Genomic DNA, 24,056 nt, shown 5'->3' on the forward strand with positions numbered 1-24,056 from the left:
GGCATGGGCAGGAACTCGGCACTGTTCAGGTTGTACCGATTATCGGGTTTCCGTGGCTGCCATTGCCAGTCTCAAAACGACCTCAAGCGATCTGCGCCTTCGCCGACACCTGGTCGAAGGTGGTTTCGTCCAGCGCATCCTCTTGCTCATCCAGCACCTGGCGCGGGTGCTCGAAGCCGGGGATGCTGCTGTCGATCAGGCTCATCAGGCGCGAGCCGCGTTCGGTCAGCACGAAGTTCTCGCCATTACCGCCATCCGCTTCGGGCCGGCTTTCGATAAAGCCACGCTCGAACAGCAGTTTTTCGTACTCGCAGGCACGGGTTTTAAGATGATCGATGTCGCCCAGTGGCTCACCCTTGGCGGCCAGCGCCGCGGCGTGCTGCTCGGCATAGGGGCGTGGCGTAAAGCTGTGACCGGCGCCGTTCTGCACCTCGTGCAGCAAGCGTTCGATCAGGTCCCAGTCGTAGGCAATGCTCATGGCTACCGGCTCCTGCTGTGGACGGAAGGGGGTACACAGCTTGGGACCTCTCGGCATTGCCGAGCGTTCCGAAAGATCAGCGCTGGCGTTGTTGCGCCAGCATGTACTGACGCAGCTAATTGCACGCAGGGTATAGCCACCGGTCGAAGGTGCTGAACTAACGGCCACGGGTAAGCCTCCACTGAGCATCACCACCGCCGGAGGTAGAAAGGATGAAACCGCTGCTGCCCATTGCCTGCGCCACCGCCCTACTCTGCGCCCTGCCCGCCTGGGCCTGCACACCGGAAGAGGCGACGCAGAAACGTGAAGAACTGGCCGGGTTGGTCACCCAGTTGACCGAGCAGAACCCGCAAAAGGCCAAGGAGATCAATGACGAGCTTCAGGGGATGGAGTTGGGGACGGCGAGCAAGGATTTGCCCGACAAGTGCCAGTTGATCGACACGCGGATCAAGGAGTTGAAAGCGGCGGAGAAAAAGGCTGATTGATGGGTTGTCTTCAGTGGCCCTATCGCCGGCAAGCCAGCGATAGGGCCCCAGACCGTTACTTACTCAGCAGCCGGCTTGCGCTTTTTCAGCGGCGCTAGGCCATCGGCGCTGGCCAGTGGCGCATTAGGCCGCGGCTTGGCGGTAGGCTTGCGTTTGGCAACGGTCTTCTTGTCGCCCTTCTTGTCGCCCGTTTTCTTCTTGGCCCCAACAGCTTTACCCGAAGCCTTGACCTTCTTAGGCCCGCTGTAGGTGCCTTTCACTTCCTTGATCACCCGGCGCTCGAACTGCTGCTTGAGGTAGCGTTCGATGCTCGACATCAGGTTCCAGTCGTTGTGGGTGATCAGCGAGATCGCCAAGCCTTCGCCACCGGCACGCCCGGTACGGCCCACGCGGTGCACGTACTCGTCGCCGCTGCGTGGCATGTCGAAGTTGATCACCAAGTCCAGGCCGTCGATGTCCAGGCCACGGGCCGCCACGTCAGTGGCCACCAGCACCTTGGAGCTGCCCTGCTTGAAGCGCTCGATGGCCAGCTTGCGGTCCTTCTGGTCCTTCTCGCCGTGCAGCACGAACGCCTTCACGTCCTTGGCCACCAGGTGACCGTAGATGCGGTCGGCCAGAACGCGGGTATTGGTGAAGATGATCGCCTTGTCGAAGGCTTCGTTGGCCAACAACCACTGCACGATCTGCTCTTTGTGCTGGTCGTGGTCAGCCATGATGATTTGCTGACGAGTGCCCTCAGCCAGTTGCGACACGCTGTTGAGCATCAGGTGCTCAGGGTCTTTCAGCACCGTGCCGATCATTTCACGCAGCGCTGCACCGCCAGTGGTTGCCGAGAACAGCAGGGTCTGCTCGCGGTTTTCGCACTCCTTGCACAGGCGCTCCATGTCTTCGGCAAAGCCCATGTCCAGCATACGGTCGGCTTCGTCGAGGATCAGCACCTGCACGTGGGACAGGTCGAGGTTGCCGGCATTGAGCTGCTCGAGCAGGCGGCCAGGGGTGCCGATCAGCACGTCCGGCACCTTGCGCAGCATGGCTGCCTGTTCCTTGAAGTCCTCACCGCCCGTAACCAGGCCGGCCTTGATGTAGGTGAACTGCGAGAACAGCTGCACTTGCTTGAGGGTTTGCTGGGCCAGCTCACGGGTAGGCAGCAGGATCAGCGCGCGGATTTCAACCCGCGGGCCGCTCAGGTCAACCAGGCGATTGAGCATCGGCAGCACGAACGCTGCGGTCTTGCCGCTGCCAGTCTGCGCGGTCACACGCAGGTCACGCCCTTGCAGGGCCAAGGGGATGGCCGCGGCCTGCACCGGGGTTGGCTCGACAAATTTAAGCTCGGCCACGGCTTTAAGCAGGCGTTCATGCAGGGCGAATTGGGAGAACACGGAGGTAACCTCAGGCAAGTGCGGGAAATTCAGTTGCATAGGGTAACGTTTTCTGCCGCCTTAGCCGAATTTCTTTTGCCAACTTTGCCGCCATCCGCGCTCTAATGGCGCTTCGTTTGGCAATAAGACTGTACGCAAGCCCATGGATATCCAACGAATCTGGCGTGACTCCCTCGACCTGTGGGGCACCCTCGACCAACATCCCATGCTGCACGCCGCCATTGGCCTAGCCGTGCTGCTGCTGATTTCCGTAGTGGTTGGCCGCCTGGCGCGCTTCCTGATGCTGCACGGCGCCCGTCTGTTGGCCCGCCAGCAAGCCTTGAAGTGGCTGGACGACCTGCGCCACAACAAGGTGTTCCACCGCCTGGCGCAAACCACGCCATCACTGGTGCTGCAATTTGGCCTGAAGCTAGTGCCGGAACTGTCCGACACCGCCCAGCATTTCCTCGGCAATGTCGCCCTGGCCTTTACCCTGTTGTTCATGACCTTGGCGCTGTCGTGCCTGCTGGACGCCCTGCTCGACATCTATGCCCGCACCGAACACGCGCGCACCCGCTCCATCAAGGGCTACGTGCAACTGGCCAAGATGATGCTGTGGATCTTCGCCTCCATCGTCATCGTCGCCACCCTGATCGACCGTTCGCCACTGTTGCTGCTGTCGGGCCTGGGTGCCATGTCGGCGGTGTTGCTGTTGGTGTACAAGGACACCCTGCTGTCGTTCGTCGCCAGCGTGCAACTGACCAGCAACGACATGCTGCACGTGGGTGACTGGATCGAAATGCCGCAGGTGGGCGCCGATGGCGATGTGGTGGACATCACCCTGCACACGGTGAAGGTACAAAACTTCGACAAAACCATCGTCTCGATCCCCACCTGGCGCCTGATGAGCGAGTCGTTCCGCAACTACCGCGGCATGCAGCAGTCCGGTGGCCGGCGGATCAAGCGCAGCCTGTTCATCGATGCCGCCGGGGTGCGTTTCCTCACCCGTGAGGAGGAACAGCGCCTGACCCACGTGCACCTGCTGGGTGACTACCTGGCCGGCAAGCGCCAGGAACTGCAGCGCTGGAACGAAGCTTTGGGCCCAGTGGCCGAGCTGTCGGCCAACCGGCGCAGGTTGACCAACATCGGCACCTTCCGCGCGTTTGCCCTGGCCTATTTGAAGAACCACCCCAACGTGCACCCGAACATGACCTGCATGGTGCGGCAGATGCAGACCACCGCCGAGGGCGTGCCGCTGGAGATCTACTGCTTTACCACCACCACGGCGTGGGCGGAGTACGAGCGGATCCAGGGGGACATCTTCGACTACTTGTTGGCAGTGCTGCCGGAGTTTGGACTGAGCTTGTACCAGCAGCCCAGTGGCAATGACATGCGGGTGGGGCTGGCGGGGCGCGCGGCGCATGAGCCAGTACCGCGCCAACAAGCAGAGATGAGCGAGGCTTGAGAATACCGGGGCTGCTTTGCAGCCCATCGCAGGCCAGCCAGCTTGTGTCAGGCCTTGCCGGCCAGCGATGCCTGCGCGCGCCCACCCAGGCGGCTCAGCCACACCGACGCGAGGATGATCGCGCCGCCGATCAACAACCGTCCCAGCGGTTCGTGCTGGTTCCAGATCAGCAGGTTCAGCAGCAGCCCTACCGGCACATGCAGGTTGTTCATCACCGCCAGCGTGGCGCCTGAGACCAGGCACGCGCCTTTGTTCCACCAGTACAGGCCCAGTGCCGTCGGGCACAGGCCCAGGAACAGCAACACCCCCCATTGCACGTGCGTACTCGGCAAATGCTGGGCATTGCCGAACAACAGGAAGGCCGGCAGCACCACCAGCAAGGCGCCGAGGTAGAAGTAGCCGAAGCGGGCATAGTGCGGCTGGTCGCTGGGGTTTCGTGCAACCAAGTGGCGGTACATGACCTGCCCGGCGGCATAGGTGAAGTTGGCCAGTTGCAGCAACAGGAAGCCGACGAAGAACTCGCCGCTGATGCTGTCAAGGCGGATCACCGCTGCGCCGGCCACAGCCACCAAGGCGGCCAGCAGCGCCCACGGGTTGAAGCGCCGGTTCATGGCGTCTTCGATCAGCGTCACATGCAACGGCGTGAGGATGGTGAACAGCAGCACCTCCGGCACAGTGAGCACGCGGAAGCTCAGGTACAGGCAGACGTAGGTGATGCCGTACTGCAGCGCGCCGATCAACAGCATCGAGCGCATGAAGCGCGGCGCTACCTGGCGCCAGCGTGTCAGCGGCAGGAACACCAGGCCAGCCAGCACCACGCGTGCGAGCACAGCGAAGTAGCTGTCGACGTGCCCGGCCAGGTACTCGCCGATCAGGCTGAAGGAAAACGCCTGGATCAGCGCGACGATTATCAGGTAGCCCATGGTTGCCTCTCGTGGATCAAGGCCGCGACCTTAGCGGGTTGCGGTAACTGAGTTCAAGCATGAGGAATGTAAGGGCTGTACCGGCCTCTTCGCGGGTAAACCCGCGCCTACAGGGGTATCACTGCACCGAGGCCTGTAGTGTCCGTGTAGGAGCGGGTTTACCCGCGAAGAGGCCGGTACTGGCACCCGATAAATTGCAGGCATCGAGTAGGAGGCGGGCTCACACCCGCCGTCCTCTCACACCACCGTGCGTACGGTTCCGTACACGGCGGTTCAGGTCATGCGGCTAAGCCGGTTGATCGTATCCAGTATCGAGACCAGTCCGAGCCGTCCCCACAGCTTCTTCGGCAGTGCGTGATTCATATGCTGCGCCCCCGAGTTCCACCATGGCCCCCGGCCATTGAAAGCCGATTTTCGGGCTCGCTCCTCGCTAAGGCCTAAGCGCATCAGGTTCCGCACTCTCGTGGGAGGTTGCTTCCATTGACGCCAGATCGCGCAGCGGAGCTTATGCCTGACCCACCCATCCAACTCCTCAAGCGGATGCTTGCTCTGGCTGAGCTTGAAGTAGCTCGCCCATCACTGTCGGGCATCACCCTCGGCTCTGGCGCACATAAAAAAGCCCGGCCAATGGCCGGGCAGGTACACCCAAAGGAGCAAAAACAGGTGCCAGGGTTGGGAATTCGCTAAGCCTCAGGCCACCGCTGCCAGCTTGGCCTTGGCCTGGTTCAGGCCTTTCTCGTGGAACTCGCCACTCATGTTCAGGCCTTCGGCATGGATGAAGTCGACATCGTGAATGCCGATGAAAGCCATCACCTGGCGCAGGTACGGTTCCTGGTGGTCGCTGCTGGCACCGGCGTGGATGCCACCACGGGCAGTCAACACAATCGCGCGTTTGCCGGTCAGCAAGCCCTGCGGGCCGGTAGGGGTGTACTTGAAGGTGATGCCGGCACGCAGCACGTGGTCCAGCCAGGCCTTGAGAGTGCTGGGGATGGTGAAGTTGTACATCGGCGCGGCCATCACCAACACGTCAGCAGCCAGCAATTCATCGGTCAACTCGTTGGACCGGGCCAACGCCTCGAGTTCGTCGGCGCTGCGCTGCTCTTCGGGCTTCATCCAGCCACCCAGTAGGTTGGCGTCCAAGTGCGGCACGGGGTTCACGGCCAAGTCACGCACGCTGATCTGATCGGCCGGGTGAGCGGCCTGCCATTGTTGGATGAAATCACGGGTCAGCTGACGGGAAACGGAATCCTGCTGGCGGGCGCTGCTTTCGATGATCAGTACGCGGGACATGGGTGCCTCCATCGGCGAAAAGGGTTGCGATTCGATGGAGGTGAGATTAAGGCTTGACCTATCGATAAAAAAGCGTAAAAAGTGGGTTCAATCTATCGATTTATCAGTTTATTCTGCGCTGCAGTTCAAGGCGATCCGTAGCTTGATGATCTGCCGGTTGAACTTGGCGGTGACATCGACGCTTTTACCGGCCGGCACGTTTACCCGGCGCACCCGCGGTGCCTCCGGGCCGTTGCGGAAGGTCACCTTGCACGCTGCCGCTACCTGCCCATAGTTGTTGAGGGTGATGGCGCCAATGTCGTAGGCGGTGTCATAGGCGGTGTAGTCGAGCTTGACCCCCGTCAGTTCCTTCTCAACATCGATGGGATACGCCATGGCCCCGAGGGGCAGGCACATCAGTATTGCCGCACAACATTTCTTCATGGGCCGCTCTCCTTGAAAGAGCGCAGCTTAGGACAACAGGAGCGAAAGATGAAAGCGCCGCGCGTAACCCTTGACCAGTGGCGAACCCTGCAAGCAGTGGTCGATCACGGCGGGTTTGCCCAGGCCGCCGAGGCACTGCACCGCTCGCAGTCATCGGTCAGCTACACCGTGGCCCGCATGCAGGAACAATTGGGCGTACCGCTGCTGCGCATTGACGGCCGCAAGGCGGTGCTCACCGAAGCCGGCAACGTCCTGCTGCGCCGTTCGCGCCACTTGGTCAAGCAGGCCAGCCAACTCGAAGACCTCGCCCACCACATGGAACAGGGCTGGGAAGCCGAAGTGCGCCTGGTGGTCGATGCCGCCTACCCCAGTGCCCGCCTGGTGCGCGCGCTGGCCGCGTTCATGCCGCAGAGCCGCGGTTGCCGGGTACGCCTGCGGGAAGAAGTGCTGTCTGGCGTCGAAGAAGTGATGCACGAAGGCATCGCCGACCTGGCCATCAGCAGCTATAGCATTGGCGGCTACCTGGGCGCCGAACTGAGCGCGGTGGAGTTCGTCGCCGTCGCCCACCCCGAACACAGCCTGCACCGCCTGGGCCGCGAGCTTACCTTCCAGGACCTGGAAAGCCAGTTGCAGGTGGTGATCCGCGACTCTGGCCGTGCCCAACCGCGCGACGTCGGCTGGCTGGGCGCCGAGCAGCGCTGGACCGTCGGCAGCCTGGGCACCGCCGCCACCTTCGTCAGCAGTGGCCTGGGCTTTGCCTGGCTACCTCGGCACATGATTGAGCGCGAACTGCGCGAAGGCGTGCTCAAGCCGTTGCCGCTGGATCAGGGTGGCAGTCGCCACCCACTGTTCTACCTTTATTCGAGCAAAGAGAAGACCTTGGGCCCGGCTACGCAGATTCTCATCGACCTGCTGCGCAATTTCGACACCGCGCCACTGGACGTGCCCTTCGCAGCCCCCCCACAAGCCTGAGAGGACCGCGCCCATGGCCTATTTCGAACACGAAGGATGCGCACTGCATTACCAGGAATATGGCCAGGGCGAACCCCTGGTATTGCTGCATGGCTTGGGTTCGAGCTGCCAGGATTGGGAAATGCAAGTGCCGGCGCTCAGCCGCTACTACCGGGTCATCCTGATGGACGTTCGCGGCCACGGCCGCTCCGACAAGCCGCGCGATGGTTACCAGATCGCGACCTTCAGCGCCGACCTGCTGGCCCTGCTCGAGCACCTGCACAGCGGCCCGGTACACGTGGTGGGCCTGTCCATGGGCGGCATGGTCGGCTTCCAGTTCGCTGTCGACCACCCGCAGTGGCTTCGCAGCCTGTGCATCGTCAACAGCGCCCCTGAAGTCAAGCGCCGCACGCGCAGTGACTGGGCTTGGTGGCTCAAGCGCTGGGGCCTGGCGCGCTTGCTCAGTGTCGAAACCGTTGGCAAGGGCCTGGCCGAACGCCTGTTCCCCAAGCCCCAGCAAGCTGAATTGCGGCAGAAGATGGCCCAGCGCTGGGCACGCAACGACAAGCGTGCCTACCTCAAGAGTTTCGACGCCATCGTCGACTGGGGCGTGCAGGAACGCATCGGGCACATTCAATGTCCTACCCTGGTCATCGCTGCCGACCACGATTACACCCCGATAGAACTGAAACAACGCTACGTCGCCCTGATGCCCCACGCCAAGCTGGTGGTCATCGACGATTCCCGGCACGCTACCCCCCTCGACCAACCCGAGGTCTTCAACCAGACCCTGCTGCAGTTCCTTGCAGCCGCTTCCACCTCTCAAGGATCTTTGAGCCCATGCTGAAAAAACTTCTGCTCACCGCCTGCTCGGTCGCCTTCGCCACCAGCGTCATGGCTTCCGACAAGACCCCGCACGTACTGCTGGACACCAGCTTCGGCCAGGTCGAAATCGAGCTGAATGCCGAGAAGGCACCGGTCAGTACCAAGAACTTCCTGGACTACGTCGACAGCGGCTTCTACAACAACACCATCTTCCACCGGGTGATCCCGGGGTTCATGGTCCAGGGCGGTGGTTTCACTGACCAGATGGTGCAGAAAGACACCAAAGACCCGATCCGTAACGAAGCCAGCAACGGCCTGCAGAACACCCGCGGCACTCTATCGATGGCGCGCACCTCCAACCCGAACTCGGCCACCAGTCAGTTCTTCATCAACGTTGCCGACAACGATTTCCTCAACCCGGGCCGCGACGCCGGTTACGCCGTGTTCGGCAAAGTGACCAAGGGGATGGAGGTGGTCGACCAGATCGTCAATTCACCAACTACCGTGAAAAAAGGCATGCGTGATGTACCGGCCGACCCGGTCTACATCAAGTCGGCCAAACGCATCGACTGACCGCAGGCTTCACAAGGACGTGAAACCGCCTGAGGGCCGGATGGAACAGGAGTGTCGTCACCCATGCTGTACCGTCGTTTCGAACAACTTATCGATATTTTTCGCGAAGCACCGAGCGAAGCACCGCCCGGCCAGGTGTGGCCGTTCTACCTGTATTACCTGCGCCAGGTCTGGCCGAGCTTTCTCGCCCTGCTGGTGGTCGGCCTGTTCGCCTCGCTGATCGAGGTGGCGATGTTCAGCTACCTCAGCCGTATCATCGACCTGGCCCAGGGTACGCCGAACGCCAACTTCTTCAGCGAGCACAGCGCTGAGCTGATATGGATGCTGGTGGTAATCCTGCTGCTGCGACCGTTGTTCTTCGGCCTGCACGACCTGCTGGTGCACCAGACCATCAACCCCGGCATGACCAGCCTGATCCGCTGGCAAAACCATACCTATGTGCTCAAGCAGAGCCTGAACTTCTTCCAGAGCGACTTCGCCGGGCGCATCGCCCAGCGCATCATGCAGACCGGCAACTCGCTACGCGACTCCGCCGTGCAGGCGGTAGACGCGCTATGGCATGTGCTGATCTACGCCATCACCTCGCTGGTGCTGTTCGCCGAGGCTGACTGGCGCCTGATGCTGCCGCTGCTGCTGTGGATCGTCGGCTATATCGCCTCGCTCTTCTACTTCGTGCCAAGGGTGAAGGAACGCTCGGTGATCTCCTCCGACGCCCGCTCCAAGCTGATGGGGCGTATCGTCGATGGCTACACCAACATCGCCACCCTCAAGCTGTTCGCCCACACCGACTACGAACAGCAATACGCTCGTGAAGCGATCCGCGAGCAAACCGAGAAAACCCAGCTGGCTGCGCGCGTAGTCACCAGCATGGACGTGGTCATCACCACCCTCAACGGCCTGCTGGTGGTCGCCACCACGGGCCTGGCGCTGTGGTTGTGGAGCCAGTCGCAGATCACCGTCGGCGCAATTGCCCTGGCCACCGGCCTGGTGATCCGCATCGTCAACATGTCGGGCTGGATCATGTGGGTGGTCAACGGCATTTTCGAGAACATCGGCATGGTCCAGGATGGCCTGCAGACCATTGCCCAGCCAGTCACCGTCACCGACCAGCCCAACGCGCCGGCGCTCAAGGTCAGCCGCGGGGCGGTGCGCTTCGATGACGTAGACTTCCACTACGGCAAGGCCGCGAACGTGATCGAAGGGCTCGACCTGGACATTCGGCCTGGCGAAAAAATCGGCCTGATTGGCCCGTCCGGCGCCGGCAAGTCGACCCTGGTCAACCTGCTGCTACGGCTGTATGACGTGCAGGGTGGGCGCATTCTCATCGACGGCCAGGACATTGCCGAAGTGAGCCAGGCCAGCCTGCGCGCGCAAATTGGCATGATCACCCAGGACACTTCGCTGCTGCACCGTTCGATTCGCGACAACCTGCTGTATGGCCGCCCGGGCGCCAGCGAGGCGGCCTTGCACGAAGCGGTGCGCCGTGCCCGCGCCGACGAGTTCATCCCGCAGCTGTCCGACGCCCAAGGCCGCACCGGTTTCGATGCGCACGTGGGCGAGCGTGGGGTAAAGCTGTCAGGCGGCCAGCGCCAGCGCATCGCCATTGCCCGGGTGCTGTTGAAGAATGCGCCAATCCTGATCATGGACGAGGCGACATCGGCGCTGGACTCGGAGGTCGAGGCGGCAATCCAGGAAAGCCTGGAGACGCTGATGCAGGGCAAGACGGTGATCGCCATTGCCCATCGGCTGTCCACCATTGCACGGATGGACCGGCTGGTGGTGCTGGACAAAGGGCGCATTGTCGAGAGTGGCAGCCACAGTGAATTGCTGGAGCAGCAAGGGCTGTATGCCCGGTTGTGGCACCACCAGACTGGGGGGTTTGTCGGGGTCGACTGACACCTGCACCGGCCTCTTCGCGGGTAAACCCGCTCCTACCTCGGTTTCGCTATCGTTGTAGCAGCGGTTCACCCGCGAAGAGGCGGCACAGGCCAAATAAATCCCTCAGTCCCGGCGGTAAGGCAACATCCCCCGCGCCTCCTCGGCATACCCCTTTACCCCTTCCCGCTCCTGCTGCAGAAAATCCTCCACCGCCCGCCGTAACCCCGGGTGCAGCAGGTAGTGCCACGACCGCGTCAATACCGGCTCAAACCCACGAATCAGCTTGTGCTCGCCCTGCGCCCCGGCGTCGAAGCGCTGCAGCCCTTCGGCAATGGCAAAGTCCATGCCCTGGTAGAAACACGTCTCGAAGTGCAAGCGGTCGAATTCGTCCAGGCAACCCCAGTAACGGCCAAACAGGCTGTCGCCCCCTACCAAGCTCAGGGCCATGGCCACATCACGCCCACCCTGTCGCGCCATCACCACACGCAACGCCTCGGGCATGCGCTCGGCCAACAGGCTGAAAAATTCACGCGTCAAGTACGGCGCACGGCGCCGCACCGCATAGGTGTTGGCATAGCAGCGGTAGACGAAATCCCACTGCGCCTGGTCCAGTTCAGCGCCACCGTACCAACGGAAGTCGATGCCCTGCCCGGTCACCTGCTCGCGCTCCTTGCGCATTTGCTTGCGCTTGCGGGAGCTGAGGCTGTCGAGGAAGTCCTGGAAGTCGCGGTAGCCGTGATTGCGCCAATGAAACTGGCAGCCCAGCCGCTCCATCCAGCCAGGCTGGCCAGCAAGCTGTTGGTCCAACGCTGGGTCAGTGAAATTGATGTGCGCACCAGAAAGCCCGCCCTTGCCCAGGTATTCCGGCAACGCCTGCAACACCAGCAAGCCATCGGCAGGGTCGGCCGCCAGCAGGCGCGGGCCACTGACCGGGCTGAACGGCACGGCACCGAGCAGCTTGGGGTAGTAGGCAATGCCGGCCCGTTCGCAGGCGTCGGCCCAGCCATGGTCGAACACGTACTCGCCAAACGAGTGCCACTTGCGATACGCCGGCAGCAGCGCCCGCACCTGCCCATCGCGTTCCAGTACCAAGTGCTCGGCGGCCCAACCGGTGCTGCGCGCGACGCTGCCGCTGTCCTCCAGGGCGCTGAGAAAGGCATGACGCAGGAAGGGTTGGCCGGCCGGCACCAGGGCATCCCAAGTGGCCGCCGGAAGATCATGCAAATGGGCAAGGCTGTACAGGCTGGTCACGGTGTCGGCTCGCTGTCTGAAGGCACCCAGTATCGCCAAGGAAGGCCTGCTACTCAAATCGCCAGCGCAGCGCACAGATCCTTTTATTCTCAATTACTTAACCGCAGTGCCATTAATTAGACATTAATCTGTCATTCGCCCCCGCAATACTTGCGCCTGTTTTCCGGAACCCTAGAACCTGTCTATTCAGGCCCTTTCCGAAGACATGCCAATGCAGGGGCAGGCGCTTGAGCCTCCCCCATTTTTTTCAGTAGGGAGAACCTTATGCGTCTTGTTTCTACACTTACCGGAGTTAGCCTCACCGGCATGATGCTGGCTCTGAGTGCCCCGGCCAGTGCTGCTGTCGACGCCAAGCTGCTCGAAATGCTCCGCGCCAACGGCTCGATCAACCAGGCGCAGTACAACGAACTGCAGGGTGACCTGGCAAAAGAAACCAAGGAAAAGGCCGACCAGAAAGCTCAGTCCGAACGTATGAGCTCCTTCGAACAAAAAGTGGCATGGGCTGCCAAGACCCAGATCAAGGGCGATGTGCGCCTGCGTTACGAGGACGTCAACGTCGACAACCCAATCGCGCGCAGCAACAACCAGGACCGCGAGCGCGTCCGTGCCCGTGTTGGCTTCTACAGCGAGATCAACCCGCAAGTCGACGCCGGTGTGCGCGTGGCCACCGGCAGCAGCGCCGATGCTCGCTCGACCAACCAGAGCCTGGACAACTACTTCGAGAAGAAATCGCTGTGGGTCGACCTGGCCTACCTCGATTGGCACCCGACTGCCGTGCCGAACCTGCACCTGATCGGCGGCAAGATGATGCAGCCATGGGTGAGCATGGGCGACATCATTTGGGACAGCGACATCAACCCGGAAGGCCTGGCCGTCACCTACAAGACCAACCTTGGCCCGGCCGAAGTGTTCGGCAGCCTCGGCCACTACAACCTGAAAGACAACGTCGACGGCGACGGCGTGCAGTTCAAGCACGACGCTCAGCTGTACCACGGCCAGTTGGGGACCAAGTTCAACGCGGCTGACACCGTCAAGGTCACCGTCGGTGGCAGCCTCTACGCCTACGACAACGACCAGGAGTCCGCTGCCCTGGCTTCGCTGGGTAACACCACCAATGAGTTCCAGTTGGCGGAAGGTTTCGGCCAGATCGACTTCACCGGTTTCGCCATCCCGCTGTCGACCTACGGCCAGTTCGTCAAGAACACCGAAAGCACCGACGGCAAAGACAAGGCCTGGCTGGCCGGTCTGAAGACCAAGGTTGGCGCCTGGAGCCTGGACTACAACTACCGCGACGTGCAACGTAACGCAGTGGTCAGCCTGTTCACCGACTCCGACTTCGGTAACGGCTTCACAGGTTCGCGTGGTCACAAGTTCAAGGTGGGTTACGAAATCGACAAGAACTTCGCCCTAGGCGCGGCTTACATGATGGCCAAGACCGACTACTCCAACCTGCCGAACAGCGATGCTGACGTAGACACGCTACAGGTAGACCTGGAAGCCAAGTTCTAAGGACACCCTGCACTGCTTCACCTGAAGCGGGAAATGCCGACCCCATCCGGCGTTTCCCGCTTTTTTTTGCCTGGTAGCAATGCGTCGGCCGCTTCGCGGGTAAACCCGCTCCTACACGGGCGGCGTGACGCCTTAGATGCAGGAGCGGGTTTACCCGCGAAGCGGCCGGAACAAGCGCCCGGTAAATCAGCGCTTGCGCAGGATCACGCTACCAATCGAATACCCCGCACCAAACGAGCTCAACACCCCCAGCGAACCCTTGGCCAGGTCGTCCTGGTACAGGTGGAAGGCAATCACCGAGCCCGCCGAACTGGTGTTGGCATAGCGATCGAGAATCACCGGGGCATCCTCTTCGGCCACTTCACGTCCCAGCAGTTTCTTGACGATCAGGTGGTTCATGCTGAGGTTGGCCTGGTGCAGCCAGAAGCGCTTCACATCGCTCGGTTGCAGGCCGTTTTCCTGCAGGTGCTCACCGATCAGCTCGGCCACCTTGGGGCACACCTCGCGGAACACCTTGCGGCCTTCCTGAATGAACAGTTTGTCCGCAGCGCCCTCACCCTCTTCCGCTGCGCGGTTGAGGAAGCCGAAGTTGTTGCGGATGTTGTTGGAGAACTCGGTCCACAGCTTGCTGCTGACAATGTCGAACTGGTGCGCCGAGGTGGCCTGATCGGCACGTTCGAGCAGCACTGCAGTGGCGGCATCACCAAAAATGAAGTGGCTGTCGCGGTCCCGGAAGTTCAGGTGCCCGGTGCAGACCTCTGGGTTGACCATCAGCACCGCACGCGCCTGCCCCAGGGCCACGCTATTGGCGGCGGTCTGGATGCCGAAGGTGGCCGACGAGCAGGCCACGTTCATGTCGAAGGCAAAGCCCTGGATGCCCAGCGCCTGCTGCACTTCGATAGCGATGGCCGGGTATGGGCGCTGCAGGTTGGAGCAGGCAACGATCACCCCGTCGACATCGGCAGCGGTGCGGCCGGCGCGCTCCAGGGCCTGGCGGGCAGCGGCCACGGCCATTTCGCAGAGCACCGAGGGCTGCTCGTTGGCGCGCTCGGGCAGGCGCGGCTTCATGCGCTGTGGGTCAAGGATGCCGGCCTTGTCCATGACGAAGCGGCTCTTGATGCCCGAGGCCTTTTCGATGAACGCCGCGTCGGACAGCGGCGCCGCCTCGACTTCACCGCGCTCGATGGCGCCGGCGTTGTCTTGGTTGAACTGCTGCGACCAGGCATTGAAGGAAGCCACCAGTTCTTCGTTGGAAATGCTCTGGGCCGGGGTGTACAGGCCGGTGCCGCTGATCACGACGTTATGCACGGTCGTTCCTCTGGTCAAAGGCCATCGCCACGGGGCGTTGGCTGGAAATATGACAGGTTTATGGCACCTTAGTACCAATTAAAGGGCGAGGGCTGCGCCCTCGTTCACGGGTAAACCCGCCCCTACACGGTATACGTTCCCACTGTAGGAGCGGGCTTGCCCGCGAAGGGCCGCAACGCGGCCCCAAACTGCCTGAAGTTTGCCACAAATCAGGCAGGTTAGCCTTCCACCTGGCTCCACTGTTTGCTCAAGCGCTTATCGGAAATCGGCACCTTGGTGCCCAACTGCTGGGCAAACAACGACACCCGATATTCCTCCAGCCACCAGCGGTACAGGGTCAGTTGCTCATCACGCTTGCCTTCCTGCGCATGCTTGTCGGCCCGAGCCTTGTATTTCGCCCACAAGTTGGCCAGCTCACCGCTCCACACCCGGTCCTTCTGCACCTGCGAACCGAGCTTCTCCAGGCGCAGTTCCACCGCCTTGAGGTAACGCGGCAGCTCCTTGAACCAGGCCCCCGGCGTTTCGCGCACAAAGCCGGGGTACACCAGGTTGCCCAGCTGTTGCTTGATGTCGTTCAACGCCACCGCCTGGCTCAGGTCGATCTTGCCCTTGAAGCGCTTCTGCAACCCATGCCACAGCTTCAGCACTTCCAGGGTCTGGCGTGCCAGGCGCTCGGCATGCTCGGCCCAGTTGCTGCGCTTACGTTCGGCCAGCCCGGCAAGCGCCGCGCCGTCACGCGGCAACGGGCTTTCGCCTTCCAGGATGCAGCTGTCCAGGCTTGCCAGCAGAATGTCTTCGACCAGCGCTTCGACTCGCCCCAGCTCGCGGTACAGCAGGCCCAACTCGGTGAGCCCCGGCAACTTGCCACGCAGAAACTTGGCAGGCTCGGCCAACTGCTGCAGCAACAGGCGCTGCAAGGCGCGGCGGTGCTGGAACTCGGCTTCGGCCTGGGTCGAAAAACGCCCTTCGCGCACGCTGCCGTGGTCTTCCACCAGCGCCGGGTACACGGTCATCGACAGCCCGGCGATGTTCTGCTGGGCGGTTTGCTTCACTTCGCTGAAGGCCTTGGCCTGCACCGGCTGCTCGCTTTTGGCGTCACGCGGCACGGCCAACGCAGCCTGGCTGGCGGCGGCAAAGCGGGCGGTCAGTTCGGCCAGGTCGCGGCCCTCGCCAAGGAACTTGCCCTGGCCATCGACCACCTCGATGTTCATGCGCAGGTGGCCTTCAACCAGGTTGATCGACTCGTCCCAGGCCTCGTCGGACACCCGCGCACCGGTCATGCGCAGCAGCTCCTGGCCCAGGGCCTGTGGCAATGCCCCTTGGCCGAAGGTCATGCGCGCCAGCGAAGCCTTGACGAAGTCCGGCACCGGCACGAAGTTCTTGCGCAGGGCCTTGGGCAGGTTACGCACCAGTGCCACGCACTTGGCTTCCAAAAGGCCCGGCACCAACCACTCCAGGCGCTCCCCTGGCAGGCTCGGCAGTAATGGCGCTGGCACCCGTACGGTCACGCCATCGCGGGGGTGGCCGGGCTCGAAGTGGTAGCTCAGCGGCAGGCGTAGCTCGCCCACCTGCAGGCTGTCGGGGTACTGTGCGGCGGTAACTTCACTGGCCTCGCGGGCCAGCACGTCTTCCTCACGCATGATCAGCAGGCTGGGGTCCTTCTGGCTGCCCATGCGGTACCAGGCGTCGAAGGTCGCAGTCTGGTGGATCTCCTCGGGCAGGCGCGCCTCGTAGAACGCATACAGCGTTTCTTCATCGGCCAGGATATCGCGGCGGCGGGCCTTGGCTTCCAGCTCGTCGAGTTGCTCCAACAGGCGTTTGTTGGCCGCCAGGCACTTGGCCCGCGACTGGATTTCGCCACCCACCAGGCCTTCGCGGATGAACAGCTCGCGCGAGGTTACCGGGTCGATCGGGCCAAAGTGCACCGGGCGGCGGCCGACCAAGATCAAGCCGTACAAGGTGATCTGCTCATACGCCACCACCTGCCCGCGCTTCTTCTCCCAATGCGGTTCGAAGTGGTTCTTCTTGACCAGGTGGCCGGCCAGCGGCTCGATCCAGTCCGGTTCGATCTTGGCCACCATGCGCGCGTACAGCTTGGTGGTCTCGACCAGTTCGGCAGCCATCACCCACTGCGGGCGCTTGCGCCCCAGGCCCGATGACGGGTGCACCCAGAAGCGCCGTTGCCGGGCGCCTTGGTAGTCGCCCTCCTCGGTCTTCTGGCCGATCTGGCTGAGCAGGCCGCTGAGGATGGCCTTGTGCATCTTCTGGTAATCGGACGGTTCCTTGTTCACCGTCAGCTGCAGGTCACGGCAGATCAGCGCCAACTGGCGATGAGCATCGCGCCATTCACGCAGGCGCAGGTAATTCAGGAAATTCTTGCGGCACCAGTTGCGCAGCGGGTTGGCGGTCAGCGCTTGGCGCTGCTCTTCAAAACCTCGCCACAAGTTGACCAGAGCGGCGAAGTCGGAGTCCACGTCCTTCCATTGCGCGTGTGCCTGATCGGCGGCCTGCTGGCGCTCTGGCGGGCGTTCGCGCGGGTCTTGCACCGACAACGCACTGGTGACGATGAGCACCTCCTGCAGGCTGCCCTGGCGGGCCCCCTCCAGCAGCATGCGGCCCAGCCGCGGGTCGATGGGCAAGCGCGCCAGTTGCCGGCCGAGCGGTGTCAGCTGGTTCTCGCGGTTGACCGCCGACAGCTCCTGCAGCAGGTTGAAACCGTCGCTGATGGCCTTGCCGTCTGGCGGCTCGATGAACGGGAAAGCATCGATGGCCCCCAGGCGCAGGTGCAACATTTGCAGGATCACCGCCGCCAGGTTGGTGCGCAGGATCTCCGGGTCGGTAAACGCAGGTCGGCCGTTGAAGTCTTCTTCGCTGTACAGCCGTACGCAGATGCCCGGTTCGACCCGGCCGCATCGGCCTTTACGCTGGTTGGCGCTGGCCTGCGATACCGCCTCGATGGGCAGGCGTTGAACCTTGGCGCGGTAGCTGTAGCGGCTGATGCGCGCAGTGCCGGTGTCGATCACATAGCGGATGCCAGGCACCGTCAGCGAGGTCTCGGCGACGTTGGTGGCCAGGATAACCCGGCGCCCGGTGTGCGACTGGAAGATGCGCTGCTGCTCGGCAGGCGACAAGCGCGCGTACAACGGCAGGATCTCGGTATGGCGCAATTGCGCCTTGCGCAGGATCTCGGCGGCATCGCGGATTTCCCGTTCGCCCGGCAGGAAGATCAGCACATCACCCGGCCCCTTGCCTTCGCTGCGCTCGTGGTGCGCCAACTCGTCGAGGGTGGCGAGGATGGCCTGGTCGACGGTGAGGTCGTCCTCAATCTGGTTGCCTTCTTCGTCCTGTTCGCTGGCCAGCGGGCGGTACCAGGTTTCGACCGGGAAGGTGCGCCCCGACACCTCGATGATCGGCGCACCGTCGAAGTGCTTGGAGAAACGCTCCAGGTCGATGGTCGCCGAAGTGATGATCAGCTTCAGGTCCGGGCGGCGGTGCAGCAGGGTCTTCAGGTAGCCAAGCAGGAAGTCGATGTTCAGGCTGCGTTCGTGGGCTTCGTCGACGATGATCGTGTCGTAGCGCTCAAGAAAGCGGTCATGCTGGGTTTCGGCCAGCAAGATTCCGTCGGTCATCAGCTTGACCAAGGTGTTGGCGTCGCTCTGGTCCTCGAAACGCACCTGGTAGCCGACCAGCCCGCCCAGCGGCGTGCCCAGTTCTTCGGCGACCCGCGCGGCGACGCTGCGGGCAGCGATCCGGCGTGGCTGGGTGTGGGCGATCAGGCCATGGCTGCCGCGGCCCAGTTCCAGGCAGATCTTCGGCAGCTGGGTGGTCTTGCCCGAGCCCGTTTCGCCGGCGATCACCAGCACCTGGTGTTCGGCCAGGGCCTTTTTGATTTCGTCACGCTTGGCGGCGATCGGCAGGCTGTCGTCGTAGCGCACGGTCGGCACGCTCTGCTGGCGCGCGGTAACCTGGGCACAGGAGGCCTGCACCTTTTCCACCCACTGCGCCAGCTTCGCCTCGTCGGGGCGCTTGCGCAGTTCGTGCAATTGCCGGCGCAGACGATGGCGGTCGGCGATCATGGCGTGGTCGAGGTTTTGCAGCAGTTTGTCGATGGCGTGGTCAGTCATGGGGCTTTTTAGTGATGCAGGTGAGCCTGCTTTTTCATGATCGGCATTCGAAGGATGCGCGATTGTCGCAGATTTGCCGGTTCTCTGCTGCCTGTGCCGGCCTCCTCGCGGGTGAACCCGCTGCGCACAACATTCAACCCTAATGCAATCCCGTAGGAGCGGGTTTACCCGCGAAAAGGCCAGCAGCAACAACCCAAATGTTTAGCCAAGCACGATGTAAAGGTTGCTATTCACTGCTTTAATCAACCTTACGCCGCATGTGAGTATCAAAGCCATGACTGCCGCCCAGCCCATCGCCCCACCGTCGTCCCGCCCTTCGCTACCGAAGGCCCGGAGCCGTGCCGGGGAAAATCCGCTGGTGCACATCATCCTCGCCTTCTGGGCCTTGTGGCATTGCCGCCACGCGCGCCCACCGGACACTTCGCTGACGCCTTTGTGACCAAACCCGGCCGCCACCTGGCCGTTTGACTCAGCTGGGCCGCCTGCATGCGCGGTGGCCCTGTGCGCCCATGAGCGAATCCATCATGCACTTTGCCCCTGTAGAGCAAGCCAGCCGTTTCCTGGCCGACAACCCCGATATCGAGCTGTTCGAACTGTTCATCCTCGACGCCAACGGCGTACCGCGCGGCAAGCTGCTGCACCGCGAGGAACTGCTGGCCGTGTACCAAACTGGCCGGCCGCTGCCCAGCACCATCCTCGGCCTGACCCTGAACGGCGACGACGTGGAAAACTCCGGCCTGGTGTGGGACGTCGGCGACATCGACTGCCGCGCCTACCCGCTGGAAGGCAGCTTGGTGCGCCTGCCCTGGCGCCGGGTGCCGACCGCCGCGGTGCAAGTGAGCATGCACCCCAGCGAAGGCCTGCCCGCCAGTATCGCCGACCCGCGCCATGTGCTGCTGCGCACCATCGAGGCGCTGAAGGCCGACGGCTATCACCCGGTGATGGCCTGCGAACTGGAGTTCTACCTGCTCGACCAGCAGCGTGACGCCCAGGGCCGCCCGCAACCGGCGCTGGACAACGATGGTGGCCGCCCACGCACCACCCAGGTCTATGGCCTGCGTGAACTGGAACAGATCGAACCGTTCCTCGCCGACTTGTACGCCGCCTGCAAGGCCCAAGGCATCCCCGCCCGCACCGCGATTTCGGAATACGCCCCCGGCCAGGTGGAAATCACCCTCGAGCACGGCGACGCCTTGCAGGCGATGGACCAGGCCGTGCGCTACAAGCGCCTGGTAAAAGGTGTGGCGCATGCCCACGGCATGCAGGCCTGCTTCATGGCCAAGCCGTTCGCGCAACTGGCCGGTACCGGCATGCACATGCACCTGAGCCTGGCCGACAGCGCTGGCAACAACCTGTTCGCCAGTGAAGACAAAGCCGGCACCCCACTGCTGCGCCAGGCCGTGGCCGGCATGCTGCGCCACCTGCGTGACTCGCTGCTGCTGTTCTGCCCCAACGCCAACTCGTTCCGCCGCTTCCAGGCCAACAGCTATGCGCCGCTGGCCCCAACCTGGGGCGTGGACAACCGTACCGTCAGCCTGCGCGTGCCGGGCGGCCCGGCCAACAGCCGGCATGTGGAGCACCGCATCTGCGGCGCCGACGCCAACCCCTACCTGGCCGCCGCAGCGATCCTGGCAGCCAGCCATCGCGGCATTCGCGAACAGCTGGACCCGGGGGCACCGGTCGAAGGCAATGGCTATGCCCAGGCCACCGAGCACCTGCCCACCGACTGGCTGACGGCCCTCGACGCCCTGCAGCATTCCAGCTGGGCTCGCGAAGCATTGGGCGAAGACTTCCTGGGCGTGTACCTGAAGGTCAAGCGCGCCGAGTACCGCCAGTTCATGGCCGAAGTCAGCGAGCAGGACTGGCGCTGGTACCTGCACCAGGCCTGAGCCCCTACCTAACAAGGAACACCCATGAATGCAGCATTGAACAAAGGCCCGGCGCAGCGCGCGCCGTCCTATTACAGCGCCACCCTCAACGACCATACCGAGTACCCGCAGCTCAAAGGCACGGTGCAGGTAGATGTCGCTATCATCGGCGGCGGCTTCACCGGCGTGGCCACCGCTGTAGAGTTGGCCGAGCGGGGCCTGAAGGTGGCCATCGTCGAAACCAACCGGATCGGCTGGGGCGCCAGCGGGCGCAATGGCGGCCAGGTTACCGGGAGCCTGTCGGGTGACGAAGCCATGCGCACGCAGATGCGCAACCGGCTGGGTGCCGAGGTCGACGATTTCATCTGGCACCTGCGCTGGCGCGGGCACCAAGTGATCGAGCAGCGCGTGGCGCGCTATGGCATCGACTGCGACCTCAAGCACGGCCACCTGCATGCGGCGATGAAGCCCTCGCACATGGACGAGCTGCGCGCATTCGAGGCTGAAGCCCGGCGCCGGGGCATGGGCGAACAGGTGCAGTTGCTGGACCGCAATGCCGTGGCCGAGCACCTGCACAGCCCGCTGTACCTGGGCGCGCTGAAGAACCTGCGCAACCTGCACCTGCACCCGCTCAACCTGTGCCTGGGCGAGGCCCGGGCTGCGCACAGCCTGGGTGCGCTGATTTTTGAAAATTCCGAAGTGCTGGACATCGTCCACGGCCCACGCCCAGCGGTAGTCACCGCCCACGGCCGGGTCGAGGCGCGCCAGGTAATGCTGGCCGGCGATGTTTACCACAAACTGGAAAAACGCCAGCTCAAGGGCAAGATCTTCCCGGCCATGGGCGGCATCGTCACCACCGCCCCCCTGGGTGACCTGGCCGAGCAAATCAACCCGCAGGACCTGGCGGTGTACGACTGCCGCTTTGTCCTCGACTACTACCGCCTGACCGCCGACAAGCGCCTGCTGTTCGGCGGTGGTGCCAACTATTCCGGCCGCGATTCACGGGACATCGAAGGCGAACTGCGCCCATGCATCGAACGTACCTTCCCGCTGTTGAAAGGCGTACCGATCGAGTTCCAGTGGAGCTGCGCCATGGGCATCGTGGTCAACCGCATTCCGCAGTTGGGCAAGCTGTCGGACAACGTGTGGTATTGCCAGGGGTACTCGGGGCACGGCATAGCCACCAGCCACATCATGGGCGAGATCATGGCCGAGGCGTTGACCGGGACGCTGGAGAAGTTCGACACCTTTGCCCAATGCAAACATGTGCGGGTGCCGATGGGGGACTTGCTGGGCAACCCGCTGCTGGCGGCGGGGATGTGGTATTACCAGATGCTTGAGAAACTGCGCTGATTTCACTGGCCTCTTCGCGGGTAAACCCGCTCCCACAGGTATTGCACAACCCTTGAGAGTTGCACAGAACCTGTGGGAGCGGGTTCACCCGCGAAGAGGCCAGTAAAGCCAGCCGAGATTCAGAAGATCAGGCGATCTTCTTCAAGCCCTGCTTCTTCAGCTCTTCATCACGCAGCTCGCGGCGCAGGATCTTGCCCACGTTGGTGGTCGGCAACGAATCGCGGAACTCGATCTGGCGCGGCACCTTATAGCCGGTCACATTGGCGCGCATGTGCTCCATCACCTGCTCCTTGGTCACGGTCATGCCCGGCTTGACCACGATGAACACTTTGATCACTTCACCGGACTTCTCGTCCGGCACGCCGATAGCCGCGCATTGCAATACGCCGGGCAGGGCCGCCAGCACGTCTTCCAGTTCATTGGGGTACACGTTGAAGCCCGAGACCAGAATCATGTCCTTCTTGCGGTCGACGATACGCATGTAGCCGTCCGGCTGGATCAAGGCGATGTCGCCGGTCTTCAGCCAGCCTTCGCTGTCGAGGATCTCGGCAGTGGCGTCCTCGCGCTGCCAGTAGCCCTTCATCACCTGCGGGCCCTTGACGCACAGCTCGCCCACCTCGCCCAGCGCCAACTCGTGGCCGGCGTCGTCGATGACCTTGCACAGGGTGGAAGGCACCGGGATACCGATGGTGCCGACCTGGTTGGCCTCCGACGGGTTCACCGCCGCCACCGGGCTGGTCTCGGTCATGCCGTAGCCTTCGCAGATGGCGCAGCCGGTCACGGCCTTCCAGCGTTCAGCCACGCTCAGTTGCAAGGCCATGCCGCCAGACAAAGTGATTTTCAGCGCCGAGAAGTCCAGGGCACGGAAAGCCTCGTTGTTGCACAAGGCAACGAACAGGGTGTTAAGGCCGACAAAGCCGCTGAACTTCCACTTGCCCAGCTCCTTGACCATGGCCGGCAGGTCACGTGGGTTGCTGATCAGCACGTTGTGGTTGCCAATCAGCATCATCGCCATGCAATGGAAGGTAAAGGCATAGATGTGGTACAGCGGCAGCGGGGTGATGAGGATTTCGCAACCTTCATGCAGGTTGGAGCCCATCAGTGCCCGGCACTGCAGCATGTTGGCCACCAGGTTGCGGTGGGTCAGCATCGCCCCCTTGGCCACGCCGGTGGTACCACCGGTGTACTGCAACACCGCCACGTCGTTGGCCTGCGGGTTGGCCTCGGTTACCGGCTGGCCCTTGCCCTGCGCCAGCGCATCGTTGAAGCGCACAGCGCGCGGCAGGTTGTAGGCCGGTACCATCTTCTTCACGTACTTGATCACGCTGTTGATCAGCAGGCGCTTGAGTGGCGGCAGCAAGTCGGCCACTTCGGTGACGATGACGTGCTTGACCTGGGTCTTGGGCACCACCTTTTCCGCCAAGTGGGCCATGTTGGCCAGGCACACCAGGGCTTTGGCACCGGCGTCGTTGAACTGGTGTTCCATCTCCCGCGCGGTGTACAGCGGGTTGGTGTTGACCACGACCAGCCCGGCACGCATAGCGCCGAACACCGCTACCGGGTATTGCAATACATTGGGCAGCTGCACGGCAATGCGGTCACCCGGCTTGAGGTCGGTATGCTGTTGTAGCCAGGCGGCAAACGCCCCAGACAGCGCATACAGCTCGCCATAAGTGATAGTCTTGCCCAGGTTGCTAAAGGCCGGTTTGTCTGCAAAGCGTTGGCAGGATTGCTTGAGTACCGCCTGGATATTGGGGAATTCATCAGGATTGATTTCCGCCGTAATCCCGGCTGGGTACTTATCCTTCCAAAAATTTTCGATCATGGAAGCCCACTCCTTCAGCAACAGCGAAGTTCGATACGCGTCGATGCGCTTATTATTGATATGAGATGCCGGCTCGTTGCAAACCGGATCATCTGAAAGCGGGCCGAGAGTAACAGCTTTGCCTAGGGTCGCCTAGAGGCCAAAACCGGCCTCACGGTCACAAAAATGA

18 protein-coding genes and 1 pseudogene are annotated in these 24,056 nt (G+C 62.7%); 9 read left to right on the plus strand and 10 right to left on the minus strand.

Features of this window, described 5'->3' with window-relative positions; genetic code table 11:
* Window positions 1-82 precede the first annotated feature (82 nt).
* Window positions 83-478: a hypothetical protein gene (locus DV532_RS18200; RefSeq protein WP_056804906.1), complete on the minus strand. Its 396-nt coding sequence runs from the start codon at window positions 476-478 to the stop codon at window positions 83-85.
* Window positions 479-690: 212 nt separating this feature from the next.
* On the opposite strand from DV532_RS18200, the gene DV532_RS18205 reads away from it, so the two are divergent.
* The gene (locus tag DV532_RS18205; RefSeq protein ID WP_056804903.1) at window positions 691-963 is read left to right on the plus strand and encodes a hypothetical protein; all 273 of its coding nucleotides are present in this window, start codon (window positions 691-693) and stop codon (window positions 961-963) included.
* A gap of 59 nt (window positions 964-1,022) precedes the next feature.
* Here DV532_RS18205 and DV532_RS18210 read toward each other — a convergent pair whose 3' ends face one another.
* Window positions 1,023-2,381, minus strand: coding sequence for a DEAD/DEAH box helicase (locus DV532_RS18210; RefSeq protein ID WP_056804900.1), 1,359 nt, complete (start codon window positions 2,379-2,381; stop codon window positions 1,023-1,025).
* 103 nt (window positions 2,382-2,484) lie between these two features.
* Here DV532_RS18210 and DV532_RS18215 point away from each other — a divergent pair, with 103 nt between their 5' ends.
* Window positions 2,485-3,786 carry a mechanosensitive ion channel family protein gene (locus DV532_RS18215; RefSeq protein WP_056804897.1) on the plus strand — a complete coding sequence of 434 codons (1,302 nt, stop codon included), beginning with the start codon at window positions 2,485-2,487 and terminating at the stop codon, window positions 3,784-3,786.
* 47 nt (window positions 3,787-3,833) lie between these two features.
* Here DV532_RS18215 and DV532_RS18220 read toward each other — a convergent pair whose 3' ends face one another.
* The 4 genes and pseudogenes from DV532_RS18220 to DV532_RS18235 all read right to left on the minus strand — a co-directional run bounded on the left by DV532_RS18220 (window position 3,834) and on the right by DV532_RS18235 (window position 6,422).
* Entirely contained in the window at window positions 3,834-4,709 is an 876-nt protein-coding gene (locus DV532_RS18220; protein WP_056804894.1) for a carboxylate/amino acid/amine transporter, read from the minus strand.
* 273 nt (window positions 4,710-4,982) lie between these two features.
* Window positions 4,983-5,285: pseudogene (locus tag DV532_RS18225) on the minus strand (group II intron maturase-specific domain-containing protein); the annotation flags it as partial.
* Window positions 5,286-5,399: 114 nt separating this feature from the next.
* Complete coding sequence (locus DV532_RS18230) at window positions 5,400-5,999, minus strand: FMN-dependent NADH-azoreductase (RefSeq protein WP_056804889.1); 600 nt, start codon at window positions 5,997-5,999, stop codon at window positions 5,400-5,402.
* 108 nt (window positions 6,000-6,107) lie between these two features.
* Window positions 6,108-6,422 carry a hypothetical protein gene (locus DV532_RS18235; RefSeq protein ID WP_056804885.1) on the minus strand — a complete coding sequence of 105 codons (315 nt, stop codon included), beginning with the start codon at window positions 6,420-6,422 and terminating at the stop codon, window positions 6,108-6,110.
* A 48-nt stretch (window positions 6,423-6,470) separates the two neighbouring features.
* On the opposite strand from DV532_RS18235, the gene DV532_RS18240 reads away from it, so the two are divergent.
* The 4 genes from DV532_RS18240 to DV532_RS18255 all read left to right on the plus strand — a co-directional run bounded on the left by DV532_RS18240 (window position 6,471) and on the right by DV532_RS18255 (window position 10,667).
* Window positions 6,471-7,394 (plus strand): LysR family transcriptional regulator, encoded by a 924-nt coding sequence (locus DV532_RS18240; RefSeq protein WP_012273620.1) that lies wholly within the window; start codon window positions 6,471-6,473, stop codon window positions 7,392-7,394.
* Between the two features lie 13 nt (window positions 7,395-7,407).
* Window positions 7,408-8,220, plus strand: coding sequence for an alpha/beta fold hydrolase (locus tag DV532_RS18245; protein WP_056804882.1), 813 nt, complete (start codon window positions 7,408-7,410; stop codon window positions 8,218-8,220).
* Window positions 8,214-8,771 carry a peptidylprolyl isomerase gene (locus DV532_RS18250; RefSeq protein ID WP_056804879.1) on the plus strand — a complete coding sequence of 186 codons (558 nt, stop codon included), beginning with the start codon at window positions 8,214-8,216 and terminating at the stop codon, window positions 8,769-8,771. The genes DV532_RS18245 and DV532_RS18250 overlap by 7 nt, the downstream gene beginning before the upstream one ends.
* 63 nt (window positions 8,772-8,834) lie before the next feature.
* Window positions 8,835-10,667, plus strand: coding sequence for an ABC transporter ATP-binding protein (locus DV532_RS18255; protein WP_056804877.1), 1,833 nt, complete (start codon window positions 8,835-8,837; stop codon window positions 10,665-10,667).
* A 105-nt stretch (window positions 10,668-10,772) separates the two neighbouring features.
* Here DV532_RS18255 and DV532_RS18260 read toward each other — a convergent pair whose 3' ends face one another.
* Window positions 10,773-11,900: a GNAT family N-acetyltransferase gene (locus tag DV532_RS18260; protein WP_056805409.1), complete on the minus strand. Its 1,128-nt coding sequence runs from the start codon at window positions 11,898-11,900 to the stop codon at window positions 10,773-10,775.
* Window positions 11,901-12,164: 264 nt separating this feature from the next.
* Between DV532_RS18260 and DV532_RS18265 the strand changes: the two genes are divergently transcribed.
* Entirely contained in the window at window positions 12,165-13,409 is a 1,245-nt protein-coding gene (locus DV532_RS18265) for a putative porin (RefSeq protein ID WP_056804876.1), read from the plus strand.
* Between the two features lie 186 nt (window positions 13,410-13,595).
* On the opposite strand, the gene DV532_RS18270 is transcribed toward DV532_RS18265, so the two are convergent.
* The gene (locus tag DV532_RS18270) at window positions 13,596-14,717 is read right to left on the minus strand and encodes a beta-ketoacyl-ACP synthase III (RefSeq protein ID WP_056804873.1); all 1,122 of its coding nucleotides are present in this window, start codon (window positions 14,715-14,717) and stop codon (window positions 13,596-13,598) included.
* A 218-nt stretch (window positions 14,718-14,935) separates the two neighbouring features.
* Window positions 14,936-18,841 (minus strand): ATP-dependent RNA helicase HrpA, encoded by a 3,906-nt coding sequence (hrpA, locus tag DV532_RS18275; RefSeq protein WP_056804870.1) that lies wholly within the window; start codon window positions 18,839-18,841, stop codon window positions 14,936-14,938.
* 524 nt (window positions 18,842-19,365) lie between these two features.
* On the opposite strand from hrpA, the gene DV532_RS18280 reads away from it, so the two are divergent.
* The gene (locus DV532_RS18280) at window positions 19,366-20,730 is read left to right on the plus strand and encodes a glutamine synthetase family protein (RefSeq protein WP_056804866.1); all 1,365 of its coding nucleotides are present in this window, start codon (window positions 19,366-19,368) and stop codon (window positions 20,728-20,730) included.
* Between the two features lie 24 nt (window positions 20,731-20,754).
* Window positions 20,755-22,062 (plus strand): FAD-binding oxidoreductase, encoded by a 1,308-nt coding sequence (locus tag DV532_RS18285; RefSeq protein ID WP_056804863.1) that lies wholly within the window; start codon window positions 20,755-20,757, stop codon window positions 22,060-22,062.
* 127 nt (window positions 22,063-22,189) lie between these two features.
* Here the strand turns inward: DV532_RS18285 and fadD1 are convergent, their stop codons facing one another.
* Window positions 22,190-23,887, minus strand: a complete 1,698-nt coding sequence (fadD1, locus tag DV532_RS18295) for a long-chain-fatty-acid--CoA ligase FadD1 (RefSeq protein ID WP_056804860.1) — start codon at window positions 23,885-23,887, stop codon at window positions 22,190-22,192.
* Window positions 23,888-24,056: the final 169 nt, after the last annotated feature.

Source organism: Pseudomonas sp. Leaf58 (assembly GCF_003627215.1).
Lineage (GTDB): Bacteria > Pseudomonadota > Gammaproteobacteria > Pseudomonadales > Pseudomonadaceae > Aquipseudomonas.